Below are 17,854 nucleotides of genomic sequence, written 5' to 3'. Positions count from 1 at the left end.
GGTGTCACGCCTTCTTGTTTGGTAGTGACCTAGGATGCTAGTATCCTAGGCATGAGCGGTGAGAGCGCCAAGAAGGCGCAGTTCAACGTGTATCTGCCGCCGGAGCTGGTCCGGCGGGTGAAGCACAAGGCCATCGACGACGGGGTGAGTCTGTCGGCGCTGGTCGAGCAGGCGTTGGCCGACTACCTGGACAAACATGGGGAGGCGCGGGGATGAACGACATCCTGATCCGTCCGTTGAGGTTCACGGCCGATGTGGCGGCGATGCGTGCGTTCCTGGAGCTGCTCGGCCTGCGGTCGAGAATCGAGTCGGAGCGCGGCGGATGGGTGGACATGGTCGGCGGCTGGGGGATGGTCGCCCTGCACGACTCGGCGGCCTCCGCGATGGGCGCCGCGCCAGGCCACACGACGCTGTCGTTCGAGGCCGACGACATCGACGAACTGAATGACCGGCTGGTCGCTGCCGGGTACGAGGACGCCACGATCTGGGACGAGGCGTACGGCCGGGTGCTCTCGGTGACGCCGTCCGGCGGCGTGCAGATCTGGTTCGACGAACGTGCCAAGGATCTCTACGGCTACAAGCTGCACGACGCCGACCCGGATCCACGATGGTCGGTGAAGCCCCGGCTCAGCGGGGCCGACGAGACCGAGTGGGAGCGGTTCCTTGCGGTGCTCGGCGGTGGTCAGTCCGTGTACTACGGGTCGCCCGCCGACGCGTTCGGCGTACGGATCGAGTTGGACACCACCGAGGACCTCGCGGCGGTCGCCGAGCGGTTGGCGGGCGGCGGGTACGAAGTGCGGCGGGAGGAGGGCAGCCTCACCGTCGCGGATCCGGACGGGCAGGCCGTCGTGGTGCACGGGTTGACTTCGAGTGTGGTTGAGGACCGATGATCACTGACGTGCCGCTGCGACTACGTGACGATCCCGACTTCCGGCGGTACTGGCTGGCCCGGTCGTCGTCGTTGACCGGGTCGATGGTGACCGCGATCGCGTTGCCGGTGCTGGTCTATCGGCTGAGTGGATCGCCCTTCCTCACCGCACTGGTCACCGCCTTGGAGGCCGCGCCGTACCTGCTGGTCGGGTTGTTCGCCGGTGCTCTCGCGGACCGGTGGAACCGGCGCCGGGTGATGGTGTCGGCCGATCTGGTCAACACGCTGGTGATCGGTTCGGTGCCACTCGCGTACCTGGCGGGGATTCTCACCGTCGCGCAGGTGCTGGTGGTGGGGTTCGTCGTCCAGATGGTCTTCACGTTCTTCGACGGCGCCAACTTCGGCGCGCTGCCGGTGCTGGTCGGGCGGGAGCGGGTGGCGCAGGCGAATGCGGCGGTGTGGACGGCCTCGAGTCTGATCGAGCTCTTCGTCCCACCCCTGGCCGCGGTCCTGCTGGCCGTGCTGAATCCGGCCAGTCTGCTCACCATCGACGCGTTGAGCTTCGCGGCGTCGGCGGTCGCGATCGGAGGCATCGTCCGGGCGATGTCCGAGCCGCGGACCGGACAGCGACCGTTGCGGCCGCAGGTGGTGTTCGCGGACATCGCCGAAGGGCTGCGGTTCCTGATCCGGCACGCCGGGGTGCGGACGATGACGATCGTCGGCAGCCTGCAGTCGTTCGCCGGCGGCGGGTTCATGGCGTTGATGGTGGTGTGGTGCGACCGGGTGCTGCACATCGGTACGTCGGGGATCCGGTTCGGCCTCGTCTACGGGACGTGGGGGATCGGCGGACTGATCGCGGCGCTCGGCTTGCCCAGGTTGCTGAAGCGGATGCCGCCGGCCGCGGTGACGTTGTACGCCATCCCGGTCTCGGCCGCGCTCGGGATCGTCAGTCCGTTGATGCCGAACTGGGAACTGGCCGCGATCGCCTTGCTGGTCTGGGGTTCGGCGTACGTGCTGGTGATCGTCAACGCGGTCTCGTACCGGCAGCAGGTGACGCCCGAGCAGCTCCTCGGCCGGGTGAACACCGCCGGCCGGATGTTGTCCTGGGGAGTCGGCTGGACCGGCGGCTCGGTCGTCGGTGGCGTGCTCGGCAGCTGGCTCGGGATCCGTTCCGGGATGGTGCTGATGGGCATCGGCGGCGTGGTGGCCGTCGTGGTCGCCTGGACCTCTCCGTTGCGGCGAATCGCGGCGGCGCACGACCCGTTGCACGCCTGATCGGCCGGAATCCGCTAGGTTCTGCCCCGTGGGCGTACGGGTACTGGGTCCTCGCGACCTCTCAGCAGCGAGGGCCGTCATCGCCCGCGATCCGGTCGTGAACGTCTTCGTGGACAGTCTGGTGCAGACGTCCGGACTCGATCCGCGCCGCGGCGCGGAGGTCTGGGGGTACGTCGAGAAGGGCGTGCTCGAGGCGCTCTGCCATGCCGGCGGCAACATGGTCCCGGTCGGCGCCGGCGAGGCCGCACTCCGCGCGTTCGCTGCCTATGCGTTGCGGCGTGGGCGGAACTGCTTCCAGATCCTCGGTCCGGCCCGCGCGGTCGAGGTGTTGTGGGAAGCGCTCGAACCGCACTGGGGGCCGGCCCGCGAGGTCCGCGACGACCAGCCGTTCATGGTGATCGACGGGCCGCCGGTGATCACCCCCGACCCGCTGGTCCGCGCGGTGGAGCCGGTGGAACTGCCGATCCTCTATCCGGCCTGTGTGGCGATGTACACCGAGGAGGTCGGCGTACCGCCGCAGACCGGCCCGGACGGCACCTTCTACCGGTCCCGGGTGGCCGAGCTGATCCGGACCGGCCGGGCGTTCGCGCGGATCGAGGACGGCAAGGTGGTCTTCAAGGCCGAGATCGGGTCGGTCGGAACCGGTGTCTGCCAGATCCAGGGCGTCTGGGTCGACCCGGAGCGGCGCGGCGAAGGGCTGGCCGCGCCGGGCATGGCGGCGGTGGTCGAGCTCGCCCGGCAGCTCACCCCGGTCGTGACGCTCTATGTGAACGCCTTCAACACGCCGGCGCGAGCGGCGTACGAACGAGTCGGCTTCCGGACCGTCGAGACCTTCGCGACCATCCTGTTCTGAGCTTGAGCGCTCACTGTGATGGTGCGGTGACCGCTGGTGGGGTTTGCTGATCGAGCGCCGCCCCGCCCAGCGGAAGGAAACACCCTTGCGAAGAATCGCCACGTCCTTGGCCGGTCTGGCCGTAGTCGCCGTTGCGGTCGCCGGGTTCGCCCCCGGCAGTGCGGCCGCGCCGGCACGCGAACCGGTGGCCCGGGCCGACAGCGCCCCGGCGTACTACACGCTGAAGCTCCCAACCGGGCTGACCATGGCCCAGCTCGTCCGTGACGGCTACGACATCAGTCACGGCCACGGCACCCGCCCGATCGTGGTCGCGACCCCTGCGGAAGCCAAGAGCCTGCGCGACCGCGGCGTACTGCTCGCCAAGAGCGGCAGCGTCTACAAGCCGCTGGTACGCGGCGCCGGCACCACCAGTACGACGTACTACGGCGGCTACCACAACGTGCTCGGCCACGAGCAGCACAATGCCGCAGTGGCCTCCGCGCATCCGGACCTGGTGAAGCTGTACGACATCGGGGATTCGTGGAAGAAGGCGAAAGGCCAGGGTGGGCACGACATCCAGGCCTTGTGCATCACCAAGTTGGCCACCGGCGACTGTGCGCTGAACAGCACGGGGAAGAAGCCGAAGTTCGTGCTGCACGCCCAGATCCACGCGCGGGAGCTGTCGACCGGCGAACTCGCGTACCGCTGGATCGACCTGCTGGTCACGTCGTACGGCAAGGATCCCGCGATCACCTCGCTGGTCGACTCGCGGGAGCTCTGGGTGGTCCCGATGGCGAACCCGGACGGCGTGGACGTGGTTGCGTCCTCGCCGTCGCAACCGGTGATGCAACGGAAGAACGTGGACAGTACGACGGGTGGCTGCCCGGCCGACGATGCCGGGGTGGACCTGAATCGCAACTCCGGCTTCCAGTGGGATGTCCACGAAGGTGGGCCTTGCGAGGAGACGTACCCGGGCACCAAGGCGGTGTCCGAGCCCGAGACGATCGCGATCCAGGGCTTGCTGGACAAGATCTTCCGCGACACCAAAGGGGACGTGGATCAGCCGGCCGCGGTCGGGACGACCGGGGTCTTCCTGACCCTGCACAGTTTCGGCAACGACATCCTCGCGCCGTACGGGTACACCAACACGGACGCGCCGGACAAGGCCGCTTTGGTTGCCTTGGGCAAGAAGATGAGTGGGTTCAACGGCTACCCGGTGAGTACCGGCGACGGCGGGATCGGGTACTTCGCGCCGGGTGCCACCGACGACTGGCTCTACGGGACCCGCGGCGTACCGTCGTACACCTTCGAGGTCGGCCCCGACTCGGGTTCCTGCGGCGGCTTCTTCCCGGCCTACTCCTGCATGGACTCCACCTTCTGGCCCAAGAACAAGGCCGCCTTCCTGTACGCCGCGAGGGCCGCCGCCTCGCCGTACGGGACCCTACCTGCGAGTAACCCGGTCAGCTAGGGTGCTCGTATGAGTCGTCGGAGCAGGAGCACGACCGGGCTGGCTGTGTTGCTCGGAGTGTCGGGCGTGCTGCATTTCGTCAGACCTGAGCCGTTCGAGCGGATCGTGCCGCGTCAGTTGCCGCGGAAGAAGGAACTCGTTTACGCCTCCGGGGTGGCCGAGTTGGTCTGTGCGGCGGGGCTCGCGCACCCGCGGACCCGGCGTACGGCCGGATTGCTCAGTGCCGCGTTGCTGGTGGCCGTCTTTCCCGCCAATGTGCAGATGGCGGTCGATCTGAACAAGGTGGGGACGCCGCGGGCGAAGGCGATCGGGTTCGGCCGGTTGCCGTTGCAGCTTCCGTTGATCCGGGCCGCTCTGAAGGCGTCGCGCGAGGGCCGCTGAGCGGGAGCGCCGGGCGTGGGCTGTGGAAAAGTGGTGAAAGCACTGGCGGCGGGCGGATATCCTCTTTGCCGTCAGTAGTTGTATTCCGTTTTCTGCACCTGCTTGGAGACTCCCGTGATTCTGCGCATGTCGTCGCTGTTCCTCCGCACCCTTCGCGAGGACCCGGCGGACGCGGAGGTCCCGAGCCACCGGCTGCTCGTCCGGGCCGGCTACATCCGCCGGGCCGCGCCCGGGATCTACACCTGGCTGCCGCTCGGCCTGCGCGTGCTGCGCAACGTCGAGAACATCGTCCGCGACGAGATGAACAAGATCGGCGCGCAGGAACTGGTCTTCCCGGCACTGCTGCCCCGGGAGCCCTACGAGGCGACCGGCCGCTGGACGGAGTACGGGCCGAACGTGTTCCGGCTCAAGGACCGCAAGGGCGCCGACATGCTGCTCGGGCCGACCCACGAGGAGATGTTCACTCTCGTGGTGAAGGACCTGTACTCGTCGTACAAGGACCTGCCGCTGTCGATCTACCAGATCCAGAACAAGTACCGCGACGAGGCGCGGCCGCGCGCCGGTGTGCTGCGCGGACGCGAGTTCGTGATGAAGGACTCGTACTCGTTCGACATCGACGCCGACGGGTTGCAGGCGTCGTACGAGCTGCACCGCAAGGCCTACATCGCGATCTTCGACCGGCTCGGGTTCGACTACGTGATCGTCAAGGCGATGTCGGGCGCGATGGGCGGCTCGGCGTCGGAGGAGTTCCTGGCGATCGCGGAGAACGGTGAGGACACCTTCGTCCGGTCGCCCGGCGGTTACGCCGCGAACGTCGAGGCTGTCGTCGTGCCGCAGGCCGCGCCGGTCGACGCGTCCGGTGTGCCCGCGGCCGAGGTCGTCGACACCCCGGACACCCCGACCATCGACACCCTGGTGGACGCGCTCAACGCGAAGCACCCCCGCACCGACGGTCGCGAGTGGACCGCCGCGGACACGTTGAAGAACGTGCTGGTGATGCTGGTGAACCCCGACGGCAGCCGTGAGCCGCTGGCGATCGGCGTCCCCGGCGACCGCGCCATCGACGAGAAGCGGCTCGGCGCGCAGGTCGAGCCGGCCGAGGTGGTCGCCTTCGAGGAGGCCGACTTCGCCAAGCACCCCGAGCTCGCGAAGGGCTACATCGGGCCGGGCGTGCTCGGGTCGGAGAACACCTCGAAGATCCGGTACCTGCTCGATCCCCGGGTCGCCGAGGGTTCGGCCTGGGTGACCGGTGCGGACAAGACCGGCTTCCACGTGCTCAACCTGGTGTACGGTCGCGACTTCACCGCCGACGGCACGATCCAGGCCGCCGAGGTGCGCGACGGGGACGAGGCACCGGACGGATCCGGTCCGCTGGCGTCGGCCCGTGGCATCGAGATGGGGCACATCTTCCAGCTCGGCAAGAAGTACGCCGAGGCGCTGGACCTGAAGGTGCTCGACCAGAACGGCAAGCTGGTCACCGTCACGATGGGCTCCTACGGCGTCGGCGTGACCCGTGCGGTGGCCGCGATCGCCGAGGGCAACCACGACGAGCTCGGGCTGATCTGGCCGCGCGAGATCGCGCCGGCCGACATCCACCTGGTCGCCACCGGCAAGGACGCCGCCCCGTTCGAGGCCGCGGCCAAGATCGCGGCGGAGCTCGAGGCGCGCGGTCTGACCGTGCTGTACGACGACCGCGAGAAGGTCACCGCCGGCGTGAAGTTCAAGGACGCCGAGCTGCTCGGCGTGCCGACGATCGCGGTCGTCGGCAAGGGCCTGACCGACGGTGTCGTCGAGGTGAAGGACCGGCGCTCGAACACCCGGGTGGACGTCCCCCTCGCCGAGGTCGTCGACCACCTGGTTTCCGCCGTACGCGGCTGAGAGGTCTCCGCCGTACGCGGCTGAGGAGTCTCCGCCCTACTCGGGTGAGGGGTCTGCGCCGTACGAGGCTGACCGTCCGGTGATGAAAGGGGCCGCAGGCAACGAGCTTGCCGGTCCCTTTCGTCTTTCCTGACAAGGCAACTACCCGTACAGGTTGTTGTACGGGTCGAACTGTACGGGTTGTACCTGGTGCCTCCAGATCGTTGCTGACAGCATCTTTCGCAGGCGGTGGTCCCCCACCGCTCCTGGGGAAAGGATGCGCAATGAGAATCGGATCCAAGGGCCGCGCGGCGGCGATGACGCTGACGGTGTTGGCCGGCAGCCTGACGGCGTTCGTGGCGAGCTCGGGGCCGGCGATGGCGGGGTGCGACATCTTCAACTATGACGTCGTCGAGCCGTTGGGCAGTACCTGGTACGTGCCGATCGCGACGCGCGCCGGGAAGTACAACGCGAGCAGCAGTACGGCGGCCCTGACCTTCACCCTGTCGACCACCTCCACCAAGTCGACGACCTGGTCGGCGTCGGCCGGTGGCAGTGTGGGCTGGGGGATCGCGAAGGTCGAGGCGAAGATCGGCCGCGACGTCACCACGTCGATCGCCAGGGGCACGACGGTGACGGACCCCATGAACGTGCCGGGCAAGCGGTACGGCTACGTGGAGGCCAAGGCGGAGTACCACCGCTACGCCATCTACCAGTACCAGATGACGCCGAAGTGCACCGGCAGGTACATCAAGACCTACGGCTCGCTGGACGCCATCATCACCGCGCCGTTCTTCAGCGAATGCATCACCAGCACCGCCGGCGGCTGTACGCCGAGGCCCTGACCGACCGATCGGTGATGTAAGGGTTGAGCTGGAGCATGGCCTTACCTGAGCATGGTGGCCATGCCCAGTTCCGCCCGATCCGTGTGGTCGTCCCGTGCCTGATGTCTCGCTCTGGACCGTCGTCTTCCTGGTGGTCGCGGCCTTCTCGGCCGGCTGGATCGATGCGGTGGTCGGCGGTGGTGGGCTGATCCAGTTGCCCGCGATGCTGCTCGGCCTGCCGAACGCCTCGCCCGCGCAGATCCTGTCCACCAACAAGATCTCCTCGCTGTTCGGTACGACGACGAGCGCGATCACCTACGGCATCAAGGTGAAGCCGGACCGGCGTACGGTGCTGCCGCTGGCGGGACTGGCCGGGCTGGCCGCGGCCGGGGGAGCGCTGGTCGCGACACACATTCCGATGGCGTGGTTCAAGCCGATCGTGCTGGTGCTGCTGATCGGGGTGGCGATCTACACCTGGCTGAAGCCCGACCTCGGCTCGGCGACCATCCTGCGATTCGACGGACACAGCCATTACGTAGCGGCCGGTCTGGTCGGTGCCCTGATCGGGTTCTACGACGGTGCGGTCGGGCCGGGCACCGGCTCGTTCCTGATCTTCGCGCTGGTCGGGCTGATGGGCTACAACTTCCTCCGGGCCAGCGCCAAGGCGAAGATCGCGAACGTCGCCACCAACCTCGGCGCCATCGTCGTCTTCGCCCTGCACGGCGCGCCGCTGTGGCGCCTCGGACTCATCATGGGCCTGGCGAATCTGCTCGGCGGCCTGCTCGGCGCCCGGACCGCCGTGGCCAGGGGCAGCCGGTTCGTCCGGATCGTCTTCCTGGTCGTCGTCGCCGCCCTGATCCTCCGGCTCGCGTACGACGTCTTCTTCGCCTGACCCGTCTCAGGTTCGCACCCGCCCGGGTGGCCGCCGTTGCGCGCCCGAGTACGGTTGGCCCGCTGTGACGAGTGAGAGGCGGGTGGGGCGACGGACATGGAAGGCCTGCGATTTCGGGTCCTCGGGCCGACCGAGGTGCGCCACGACGGCTCGGTGCTGGCGTTACCGGCCAAGCGGCTCCGGGTGCTGCTCACCGAACTGCTGATCAACGCGAACCGGGTGGTGCCGCCGGGGCAGCTGATCCAGGCCAGCTGGGCCGGTGAACCACCGGCCGGCCCCGAACGCGCGCTGCACACCTCCGTCTCCCGGCTGCGGGCGGCCCTCGGCCCGGTCGGCGACCTGATCCGTACGGTTCCCGGCGGCTACCTGATCGAGCTCGAACCGGACCAACTCGACCTCGCGAAGTTCCGCGCCCTGGTGGAGCGGGCCGGCGCGGCTGACGACCCGCGCCAGCAGGCCCACCTCCTCGGCGAGGCGCTCGACCTGTGGCAGGACGTTCCGCTGACCGGCCTCGGCACCGAGTCGCTCGAAGGCAGGCCGTGGCTGATCGAGGAACGCCTGCAGGCGATCGAGCGACTGGTCGACGCCCGCCTCGCGATCGGCGACCACTCGGCGGTCGTCGCGGAGCTGACCGGACTCACCAGGGAACACCCCCTGCGGGAACGCTTCTGGTCGCAGCTGATGCTCGCCCTGTACCGCGGAGGTCGGCAGGCCGACGCGCTCGCGGCGTACCGGCGGTTGGCGGCCCTGCTCGCCGAGGAGCTCGGGGTCGACCCCGGTACCGAGGTTCGCCAGCTCCACCAGGCGATCCTGACCGGCGACGTGCCCACCCAGACCCCGGCAACTGACCCGATCGAGGAGCCGGCCGACAACTGGGCCAGGCATGCCCAGCTGCCGATGGACCTGAGCGACTTCGTCGGTCGCTCGGAGGTGATCACCGAGATCACCGAGCGCCTGTCGGAGACCTCGGCGATGCCGGTCGTCACCATCTCGGGCGCGCCGGGGGTCGGGAAGTCGGCGCTGGCGGTCCACCTCGGTCACCGGCTGCGAGGTCGGTTCCCCGACGGGCAGTGGCATGTCCGGCTGGCGGGTGCCGGCAACTCGCCGAGGGAGCCACTGGAGGTCCTCGGTGAACTGCTCAGCTTGGCCGGCGTCGACCCGCACGACCTGCCGGCCGACCTCGACCGGCGCGCCGCGCTGTTGCGATCCACGCTGGCAGACCGCCGAGTCCTGCTGCTGCTGGACGACGCCCGGGACGCGCGGCAGGTGAAGCCGCTGCTTCCGGGGACGGCGGGAAACGCGGTCCTGGTGACGAGCCGCAACGAGTTGGCCGGTCTGTCGGTCTCGGTCGGCGCGCGGGGGACCCGGCTGACGATGCTCGATCCGGCCGAGGCGCTCGATCTGCTGGCCGGCATGCTCGGAGCCGAGCGAGTCGCGGCCGAGCCGTCGGCCGCCGCGGAACTGGCGGAGGTCTGCGATCGTCTCCCGCTCGCCCTGCGGATCGCCGCAGGTCTGCTCTCCGGGCGCCCCGATCAGTCGATCGCGGGCTACGTCGAAGAGCTCCGGGCGGGTGACCGGCTGGCAGGGTTGGCGATCGGCGACGAGCCGGATACCGCGGTCGCGGCCACCTTCGCCTTGTCCTACGAGGCGTTGCAACCCCAGGCCAGGCGGCTGTTCGCCTTGCTGGGTGTGGTTCCTGGCGGCGATCTGAGTGTTCCAGGTGCCGCGGCACTGTTCGACGGCTCGCCGCGGGAGGTGGGGCCGCTCCTGGAGACACTTGCCGCAGGCAACCTTCTGCAGCGCGAGCGCAGTCGCTATCGCATGCACGACCTGATCCGCCTGTACGCCGCCGGCCGTGCCGAGGTGGAGCCCGGCGCCGACGCGGCCTGGCAACGGCTGATCGACTGGTACCTGCGCACGACCGACGCGGCCACCGACTTCGAGTACAGCCCGCTCGTCCGGCTCACCGAGCGCGTCTTCGACGAGAACCCGTTCACCGACGCGGCCCAGGCCGGCGCCTGGCTCGAGGCCGAGGAGCAGAACCTGGTCGCCTGCGTCTCCAAGGCCGCCGACTCCGGCCCGTACGGCGTCGCGTGGCGGCTGGCCGACGTACTGCGGCACTACTTCTCCATCAACGATCGGGTCGGCCCCTGGCGGCAGGCCGCGACAGCCGGACTGCGTGCCGCGCGGGCGGCCGGCGATCGCGACGGCGAAGGCGCGATGCGGCACAGCCTTGGTGCGCTGGCTTTCACCGTCGGCGAGGTGGAGGTGGCGATCACCGAATCGGCCGCCGCCTGTGAGGCCTATGCCGAGGCCGGCTTCGGTCTGGGCGAGGCAGCGCTGCTGTGCAACCTCGGGATGGCCTACGACGACCACGGCGAGTCGGTGCAGGCCGCCGAGTTCCTGATGCGGGGGATCCGCGCCTTCCGCGCGCTCGGCCGGATCGGCAGTCTGTGGCCGGCCCTGCACAGCCTGAGCAACGTTTCGCACAACCTCGGTGACCTGGATGCGGCCGTCGCGGCTGCCTCGGAAGCACTCGAGATCGCGCCGGACGGTTACGCGGGCGTCGTCGGGTTGCTCAATCGGGGAGCGGCGTACCGGCTGCTGGGGCAGTGGGATCGCGCGGAGGCCGACATGACGACGGCTCTGGCGATGGAGGAGCGGCCGTCGGCGCCGGGACAGTACGAGACCGCCTTGCTGTACGCCGATCTGGGCCGGTACGACGAGGCGATGGCGCACGCAGAGGCGGGGGTGACGATCAGTCATCGGGACGGGCTGGAGTTCCACGAGGCATCGGCGCTCAACGTGCTCGGCATCATCCGCGGCCGTCAGGGTCGGTGGGACGAAGCCGCGCGGCATCACGCCGAGGCGCGCGACATCGCAGTACGGCTTGGTCATCGGGCGCGGGAGGCCGAGGCGTTGCTTGGTCTGGCGGCGGTAGCGCTCGCCCGGAAGGAGTTGGCCGAGGCGTTCGACCTGGGACAGCAGGCCCGGGAACTCGCCGGGCAACTGCGCCAGCGGATCGTCGAATGCCGAGCGCTCCTGCTGCTGGCCGAGGCCGGACGCCAGGCGGGCCGGGCGGATGACGCGGAACGATGGGCGGCCGAAGCCGCGACCATCCAGGCCGGCACCGGCTACCGGCCACCGGTCGCGGTCAACCGCTGACCGTCTATCGTCTGGGCATGGTGGACTACGACGACCGGCTGCACCGGGTGTATGCCGCAGGACGGGCGTTGGAACCGAGCAGCCTGGACGCGTGGATGGGAGCGTTGGCCGCGGAGGTCCCGGCCGCGCGGCCGTTGTCCGTGCTGGACCTCGGCAGCGGGATCGGACGATTCACACCGGCCCTCGCGGACACCTTCGGCGGACCTGTGTACGGCGTGGAGCCGTCCGCCCGGATGCGCGAGATCGCCACCACCACCGCCTCGCATCCGAACGTGACCTACCTCGACGGCTCGGCCGAGGCGATCCCACTCCCGGACGCCTCCTGCGATCTGGCCCTGCTGTTCTTGTCTTTCCACCACTTCTCCGACAAGGTCCGTGCACTGCGGGAGGTCGCCCGCGTTCTCCGGCCCGGTGGAGTGGTGCTGCTGCGGAGCCAGTTCAGCGACCGGATGCCGGAGTTGCACTGGTACCGGTATTTCCCGTCCGCTCGCCGTGTCGACGCCGCGATGTATCTGTCGCTCGAGGAGGTCCGCGCGCTGGCGGCCGAGGCGGGACTGGTGCCCGCGGCCGAACCGAGGTGGGTCCAGGCCGAGACCCCGGGCACGTTGCGAGCGTCGTACGAGCGGGTGAAGCATCGCGCCTACTCCACGTTCGAGCACCTCCCGCCCGACGAGATCGAGTCCGGCTTCAGCGCTTTCGAGCAGGCCGCGGCAGCCGATCCCGACCGTGAGTTGCCGCCTGTCCCGGCGGCGCTTCTGGTGCTCAACCGGCCTTAGCCCAGGTCACCTGGACCGCCGACGGTTTGCGGAAGACCAGCCCGCGCGGTGGGGGAGAGGCCGGGCTCAGCCGGAGGCCAGGAAGCCTGGTGAGCAAGGCATTCACGGCGGTCAAGGCTTCGAGTCTGGTCAGGTGCATGCCGAGGCAGATGTGTGGACCGCTCGCGAAGGCGAGATGCCGCCGGGCGTTCGGGCGGCGTAGGTCGTACCGGTCGGGCTCGGGGAAGACCGCCGGATCCCGGTTGGCGCCGGCCAGGGACACGATCACCAGGTCGCCGCGGCGGATCTCGGCGTCGGGGGCGAGGACGACGTCGCGAGTGGCGTAGCGGTCCACCACGGCCGCGGCGGGTTCGAGCCGGAGCGATTCCTCCAGGGCGTTGGGAAGCAGGGAGAGATCTGCCAGCACCTGGGACAGCTCCGCCGGATTGGTGAGCAGATGCCACAGCGCGTTGGTGATCGAGCCTTCGGTCGTCTCGATGCCGCCGAACATCAGGACCGCCGCGTTCGCGACCACCTCGTCGATTCCGAGCCCGGCCCGGGCCGCCTCGGCGATCAGCGAGTCGCCCTGATCGATGCCCCCGGCAACATGTTTGTGGAGCAGGGCGAAGGCCGCGGCGCCCTCCTGCGTCACCGGCCGTCCGGCAGCGACCCCGCTGACCGACGACGAGATCGCGTCGTACCACTCCAGCACGGTCGCCGCCGACGTCGGCGCCAGCCCGAGCGAGTAAGCCACCACCGCGACCGACAACGGCCCCGCGACCGTACGCCGGAGGTCGGCTTCGCCGAGCGGCTCGATCGCACTCACCAGCCGATCGACCTCGTCGACGACGAAGGAGGTGAACCGCTCCCGCGTCTGCGCCAGCCCGAACGGCGCCTCGAACGGCTCGCGATGCCGGCTGTGCGCCACTCCGTCCAGCGAGAGCATCGACGGCCCCACCACCTGGGCCGTCGAGAACCGCGGGTCGTCGACCGTGAACGTCTCGGGATCCCGCATCACCCGCATCGCCAGCTCGCGGCTCGCCACCACCCACCCGCCGAGCGCGTCGACCCAGCCCACCGGCCGGAGCCGCGCCAATGCGGGATGCGGATCGGCTTCGAGTTCGGCCAGAGTGGTCATATCGAGAAGCCTAAGTGGTCCGCTCAACGATAAGACCAGAGCCGTTACTGGTATTGCTGCGACAGATCGGATGGTAACGACTCAGCGGGGCATCTGGTTACGAAACCTCCAGTCCAGGCATCTAGGGTGTGGGCCATGTCTGCGTTGGATTCGTCCCCCACCCCACCGCCCCGGTCGGGGAACCTGGTGCTGCTCCCTGCCGTGGATGTGGCGGACGGGCAGGCTGTCCGGCTGGTGCAGGGCGAGGCGGGCAGCGAGACCTCGTACGGCGACCCGCTGGCCGCCGCGATGGCGTGGCAGGAGGCCGGCGCCGACTGGATCCATCTGGTCGACCTGGACGCCGCCTTCGGCCGGGGCAGCAACCGTGAACTGCTCGCCGACGTGACCGGCAAGCTCGACGTACAGGTCGAGTTGTCCGGGGGGATCCGCGACGACGAGTCCCTGGAGGCCGCGCTGGCCACCGGGGCCCGCCGGGTCAACATCGGCACCGCCGCCCTGGAGAACCCCGAGTGGTGCGACCGGATCGTGCAGCAGTACGGCGACCGGGTCGCGATCGGGCTCGACGTGCGCGGCCGCACGCTGGCCGCGCGCGGCTGGACCAAGGAGGGCGGCGACCTCTACGAGGTGCTCGAGCGGCTCGAACGGGCCGGCTGCGAGCGGTACGTCGTCACCGACGTGACCAAGGACGGCATGCTCCAGGGGCCCAACCTGGACCTGTACCGCGATCTGTGCGCGCGCACCGAGAAGCCGATCGTCGCGTCCGGCGGCGTCTCGAGCCTGGACGACCTACGCGCCCTGAGCACGCTGGTGAGCGACGGCGTCGAAGGCGTCATCGTCGGCAAGGCCCTGTACGCCGGCGCGTTCACCCTGACCGAGGCGCTCGAACTCACCCGTGGAGGCGACAAGTGAGTCTTGCCGACAAGCTGGCAGGCAAGAAGGTCCTGGTCACCGGCGTCACCGGATTCGTCGGTGAGGCCCTGCTGCACCGGATGATCGGCGATCTCCCGGACACCACCGTGGTCGCGATCATCCGGCCGAAGGGGTCGCTCACCGGCACCGCGCGGATGGCGCAGATGCTGAAGAAGGACATCTTCAAGCCGTTCTACGGCGAGGGCACCCCGTACGCCGACGCGGACGCGCTCACCGCCGCCCGGGTCGAGGTCGTCGAGGGCGACCTGTCCGACGTACCGGCGTTGCCGCGGGACCTCGACATCGTCGTGCACTGTGCCGGTGACGTCAGCTTCGACCCGCCGATCCACGAGGCGTTCACGACCAACGTGCTCGGCACGAAGAGCTTGCTCGAGCGCATTGTCGAGACCGAGCGCCCGGTGCACTACGTGCACATCTCCACCGCCTACACCGCCGGCCGTCGCCGGGGCGCGATCCCCGAGGCGCCGGTCGAGCACAACGTCGACTGGCGGACCGAGGCCGAGGCCGGGATGGCGATGAAGGCCCGGATCGAGGAGGCGTCGCGCAGTTCGGCCATGCTGGTGAAGTTCCGCAAGGAGTCGGAGAAGCTGCACCGCCGGGCCGGTCACCTCACCGCGGCGGCCGACACCGAGCGCCGCCGGACCGAATGGGTCGCGAAGAAGCTGGTCGAGACCGGGACCGAGCGTGCCCGCAGCCTCGGCTGGACCGACTGCTATACGTTCACCAAGGCGCTCGGCGAGCGGGTGGTGGAGGAGTTCGCCGCGAAGCTGCCGACCTCGATCGTCCGGCCGGCGATCATCGAGTCCGCGGTGCAGAGTCCGCACCCGGGCTGGATCGAGGGCTTCAAGATGGCCGAGCCGCTGATCCTGGCCTACGGCCGCGGTGAGCTGCCGGAGTTCCCGGCCAGCCCCGACTCCGTCGTCGAGATCATCCCGGTCGACCACGTGGTCGGCGCGATCTGCGCGGTGATGGCGACCGAGCCCGAGCTGAACAAACCGGAGTACTACCACGTCAGCTCCGGTGCCCGGAACCCGCTGACCTTCGAGCAGTTGTACGCCGGTGTGCGGGCGTACTTCTCCAAGCACCCCTTCGACCTGGGTGAGCGCGGCGCGGTCCGGCTGCCGGTGTGGAAGTTCCCCGGCGGCGACTCGGTCGAGAGCATGCTGCGGTACGGCGAGAAGGCGCACAAGATCGCCGACCAGATCATCACGCACGTGCCGCGCAGCGAGCGGACCCGCAAGTACGCGCGCGAACTCGACGTGCAGAAGCGGCGACTCGACTTCCTGCGCCGCTACATGGACCTGTACGCCGAGTACGCGCAGGCCGAACTGCAGTTCATCGACGACAACGTGCTCGCACTGCACAACGCGCTCGAAGGTGACGACCGGGAGAAGTTCTGGTGCGACACCTCGATCGTCGACTGGCAGCACTACCTCCAAGAGGTGCACTGCCCGAGCGTGACCGACTCGCTGCGCCGGCTGGACGTCGTACGGAAGAAGCGGAACAAGGCGCTGGCCGAGTCCGCGGGTGTGCTGAAGAAGGTGACGCCGTCCGACGATGCCGAGATCATCGCCGCGTTCGACATGGACGGCACGCTGCTGTCGTCGAACGTGATCGAGACCTACCTGTGGATGCGGCTGCCCGAGCTGGACAGTCACCAGCGGGTCGGTGAGATCGGCGCGATGCTGCGCAAGCTGCCGAAGCTGATCTCGGCCGAACGCAAGGACCGCGGCACCTTCCTGCGCACGATCTACCGCCGCTACGAGGGCGCCGACCTGGAAGAGCTGAACCGGATCGTCGACGAGGTGCTGGCCGAGCACGTGCTGGAACGCCTCAGCGGCGCGGCCGTCCGCCGGATCCGCGAGCACAAGGCGGCCGGGCACCGGACGATCCTGATCACCGGCGCGGTCCGGCCGCTGACCAGGCCGCTGGAGCCGTTGTTCGACGAGATCGTCGCGGCCGAACTGGCCGTCGACGACCGCGGTCGCTGCACCGGCTTCCTGACCGGGCCGCCGCTGGTCGGTGAGTCCCGGGCCGCGTGGATCAAGCACCGCGCCCGCGGTACGAACATCGACCTGTCCAAGTCCTACGCGTACGCCGACAGCCACTCGGACCTGCCGATGCTGACCACGGTCGGCAACCCGGTCGCGGTGTCGCCGGACGTCTCGCTGTTCCGGGCCGCCCGGGCCGCGCGCTGGCAGATCGTCGACTGGAAGACGCCCGCCACCTCATCGCGTCTGGAGATTCCCGGGGTGAACGCCCGATGATGCTCGCACTGGAGATGTACCGCTCGCCGGCCAAGTTCCTGGCCGCGAAGGCGATGGGGAGCCGCATTCCCTCGCTGCTGACCGGTCCGGCGGCCCCGCTCCGGCTGGTCACGATCAACGAGCCGAAGGCCGACAAGGACGGCTGGGCACGGATCCGCCCGATCCTGTCCGGCATCTGCGGCTCCGACCTCGGCATGGTCACCGGCCACACCAAGCTGTACTTCTCGGCGCTGGTGTCGCTGCCGTTCGTCCCGGGCCACGAGATCGTCGGCGAGCTGCTCGACGACTGCGAGGACCTGCCGAAGGGCACCCGGGTCGTGATGGATTCGGTGCTCACCTGCGCGGCTCGCGGTGTCGAGCCCTGTGACGGCTGCGCCTCCGGCCACACCAACCTCTGCGACCGCATCACCGTCGGCCACGTCGCACCCGGACTCCAGACCGGCTTCTGCTCCGACACCGGTGGCGGCTGGGGCAACGTGATGGTCGCCCACCGCAGCCAGCTGTACGCCGTACCGGACGGTCTTTCGGACGAGCGAGCGGTGCTGACCGAGCCGCTCGCGGGGGCTGTGCACACGGCGCTGCGGGCCAAGATCGAGCCGGGTCAGTCCGTTCTGGTCAGTGGGGCCGGCGCGGTCGGGCTGTTCGCGACGCTGGCCTTGCGTGAGCTGACCCAGGCCGGCCGGATCACTGTCGTCGCCAAGCACGCCCGTCAGCGCGAGCTCGCCCGGGCGTTCGGCGCCAGCGACGTGGTCGCGCCCGACGAGGTCTTCCGCGGCGTGCGCCGGGCCACCGGCGCGTTCCGGCTCAAGCCGGAGATGAACGCCAAGGAGTTCCTGCTCGGCGGGGTCGACGTCGCCGTCGACGCCGTCGGCAGCAAGGAGTCGATCGACACCGTGCTCCGGGTGACCAAGGCCGGTGGCCGGGTCGTCCTCGCGGGCATGCCGTCCACCGGTGCCGACCTGTCGCCGGTGTGGTTCCGCGAACTGGAGCTGACCGGCACGTACGCGTCCTCGCGGGGCGAGCCGAACGACCGGCCCGCCTTCGAGACGGCGCTGGAGATCGCCGCGAAGGCCCCGCTGGACGGGATCGTCGGGGCACGTTATCCGCTGTACCGGTGGCGTGAGGCGCTGGACCACGCCCAGTCCGCCGGCCGGTTGGGAACCGTCAAGGTCGCATTCGATGTGAGGGCCTCATGAGGGCGC

Annotated in this window: 15 protein-coding genes; 14 read left to right on the top strand and 1 reads right to left on the bottom strand. The window is 69.5% G+C overall.

The genetic code is table 11. The annotated features are described in order from the left end of the window. Window positions 1-51 precede the first annotated feature (51 nt). The 11 genes from EV138_RS01630 to EV138_RS01580 all read left to right on the top strand — a co-directional run bounded on the left by EV138_RS01630 (window position 52) and on the right by EV138_RS01580 (window position 12,338). On the top strand, window positions 52-216 hold the full coding sequence (locus EV138_RS01630) for a ribbon-helix-helix domain-containing protein (protein WP_133976694.1): 165 nt from the start codon (window positions 52-54) through the stop codon (window positions 214-216). Then, entirely contained in the window at window positions 213-890 is a 678-nt protein-coding gene (locus EV138_RS01625; RefSeq protein WP_133976693.1) for a VOC family protein, read from the top strand. Before EV138_RS01630 ends, EV138_RS01625 begins: the two co-directional genes overlap by 4 nt. Beyond that, on the top strand, window positions 887-2,143 hold the full coding sequence (locus EV138_RS01620) for an MFS transporter (RefSeq protein ID WP_133976692.1): 1,257 nt from the start codon (window positions 887-889) through the stop codon (window positions 2,141-2,143). Before EV138_RS01625 ends, EV138_RS01620 begins: the two co-directional genes overlap by 4 nt. 28 nt (window positions 2,144-2,171) lie before the next feature. Further along, the gene (locus EV138_RS01615) at window positions 2,172-2,996 is read left to right on the top strand and encodes a GNAT family N-acetyltransferase (RefSeq protein WP_112240739.1); all 825 of its coding nucleotides are present in this window, start codon (window positions 2,172-2,174) and stop codon (window positions 2,994-2,996) included. Between the two features lie 85 nt (window positions 2,997-3,081). Beyond that, window positions 3,082-4,443 (top strand): M14 family zinc carboxypeptidase, encoded by a 1,362-nt coding sequence (locus EV138_RS01610; RefSeq protein ID WP_238157901.1) that lies wholly within the window; start codon window positions 3,082-3,084, stop codon window positions 4,441-4,443. A gap of 9 nt (window positions 4,444-4,452) precedes the next feature. Further along, window positions 4,453-4,824, top strand: a complete 372-nt coding sequence (locus EV138_RS01605; RefSeq protein WP_133976691.1) for a DoxX family protein — start codon at window positions 4,453-4,455, stop codon at window positions 4,822-4,824. 114 nt (window positions 4,825-4,938) lie between these two features. Next, window positions 4,939-6,702: a proline--tRNA ligase gene (locus EV138_RS01600; protein WP_166678465.1), complete on the top strand. Its 1,764-nt coding sequence runs from the start codon at window positions 4,939-4,941 to the stop codon at window positions 6,700-6,702. A gap of 263 nt (window positions 6,703-6,965) precedes the next feature. After that, complete coding sequence (locus EV138_RS01595; protein ID WP_133976690.1) at window positions 6,966-7,526, top strand: hypothetical protein; 561 nt, start codon at window positions 6,966-6,968, stop codon at window positions 7,524-7,526. A 94-nt stretch (window positions 7,527-7,620) separates the two neighbouring features. After that, the gene (locus tag EV138_RS01590; protein ID WP_133976689.1) at window positions 7,621-8,397 is read left to right on the top strand and encodes a sulfite exporter TauE/SafE family protein; all 777 of its coding nucleotides are present in this window, start codon (window positions 7,621-7,623) and stop codon (window positions 8,395-8,397) included. A gap of 96 nt (window positions 8,398-8,493) precedes the next feature. Next, window positions 8,494-11,562, top strand: coding sequence for an AfsR/SARP family transcriptional regulator (locus EV138_RS01585; protein ID WP_133976688.1), 3,069 nt, complete (start codon window positions 8,494-8,496; stop codon window positions 11,560-11,562). A gap of 17 nt (window positions 11,563-11,579) precedes the next feature. Next, complete coding sequence (locus EV138_RS01580) at window positions 11,580-12,338, top strand: class I SAM-dependent methyltransferase (protein ID WP_166678464.1); 759 nt, start codon at window positions 11,580-11,582, stop codon at window positions 12,336-12,338. On the opposite strand, the gene EV138_RS01575 is transcribed toward EV138_RS01580, so the two are convergent. Continuing rightward, on the bottom strand, window positions 12,325-13,455 hold the full coding sequence (locus EV138_RS01575) for a cytochrome P450 (protein ID WP_133976687.1): 1,131 nt from the start codon (window positions 13,453-13,455) through the stop codon (window positions 12,325-12,327). The two genes, EV138_RS01580 and EV138_RS01575, sit on opposite strands and share 14 nt — an antisense overlap. 135 nt (window positions 13,456-13,590) lie before the next feature. Between EV138_RS01575 and priA the strand changes: the two genes are divergently transcribed. Genes priA through EV138_RS01560 form a run of 3 tightly spaced genes read left to right on the top strand, consistent with a single transcriptional unit; the run spans window position 13,591 to window position 17,848 of the window. Beyond that, window positions 13,591-14,364: a bifunctional 1-(5-phosphoribosyl)-5-((5-phosphoribosylamino)methylideneamino)imidazole-4-carboxamide isomerase/phosphoribosylanthranilate isomerase PriA gene (gene priA, locus EV138_RS01570; protein ID WP_133976686.1), complete on the top strand. Its 774-nt coding sequence runs from the start codon at window positions 13,591-13,593 to the stop codon at window positions 14,362-14,364. Beyond that, window positions 14,361-16,652, top strand: a complete 2,292-nt coding sequence (locus EV138_RS01565; protein ID WP_133976685.1) for an HAD-IB family hydrolase — start codon at window positions 14,361-14,363, stop codon at window positions 16,650-16,652. Before priA ends, EV138_RS01565 begins: the two co-directional genes overlap by 4 nt. Then, window positions 16,649-17,848: a zinc-dependent alcohol dehydrogenase gene (locus EV138_RS01560; RefSeq protein ID WP_133976684.1), complete on the top strand. Its 1,200-nt coding sequence runs from the start codon at window positions 16,649-16,651 to the stop codon at window positions 17,846-17,848. Before EV138_RS01565 ends, EV138_RS01560 begins: the two co-directional genes overlap by 4 nt. The last annotated feature ends 6 nt before the right edge of the window (window positions 17,849-17,854 follow it).

It is taken from the genome of Kribbella voronezhensis, from assembly GCF_004365175.1.
Taxonomy (GTDB): domain Bacteria; phylum Actinomycetota; class Actinomycetes; order Propionibacteriales; family Kribbellaceae; genus Kribbella; species Kribbella voronezhensis.
The sequence above is the reverse complement of the archived record's forward strand: the minus strand, read 5'-3'. Positions and strand labels throughout refer to the sequence as shown.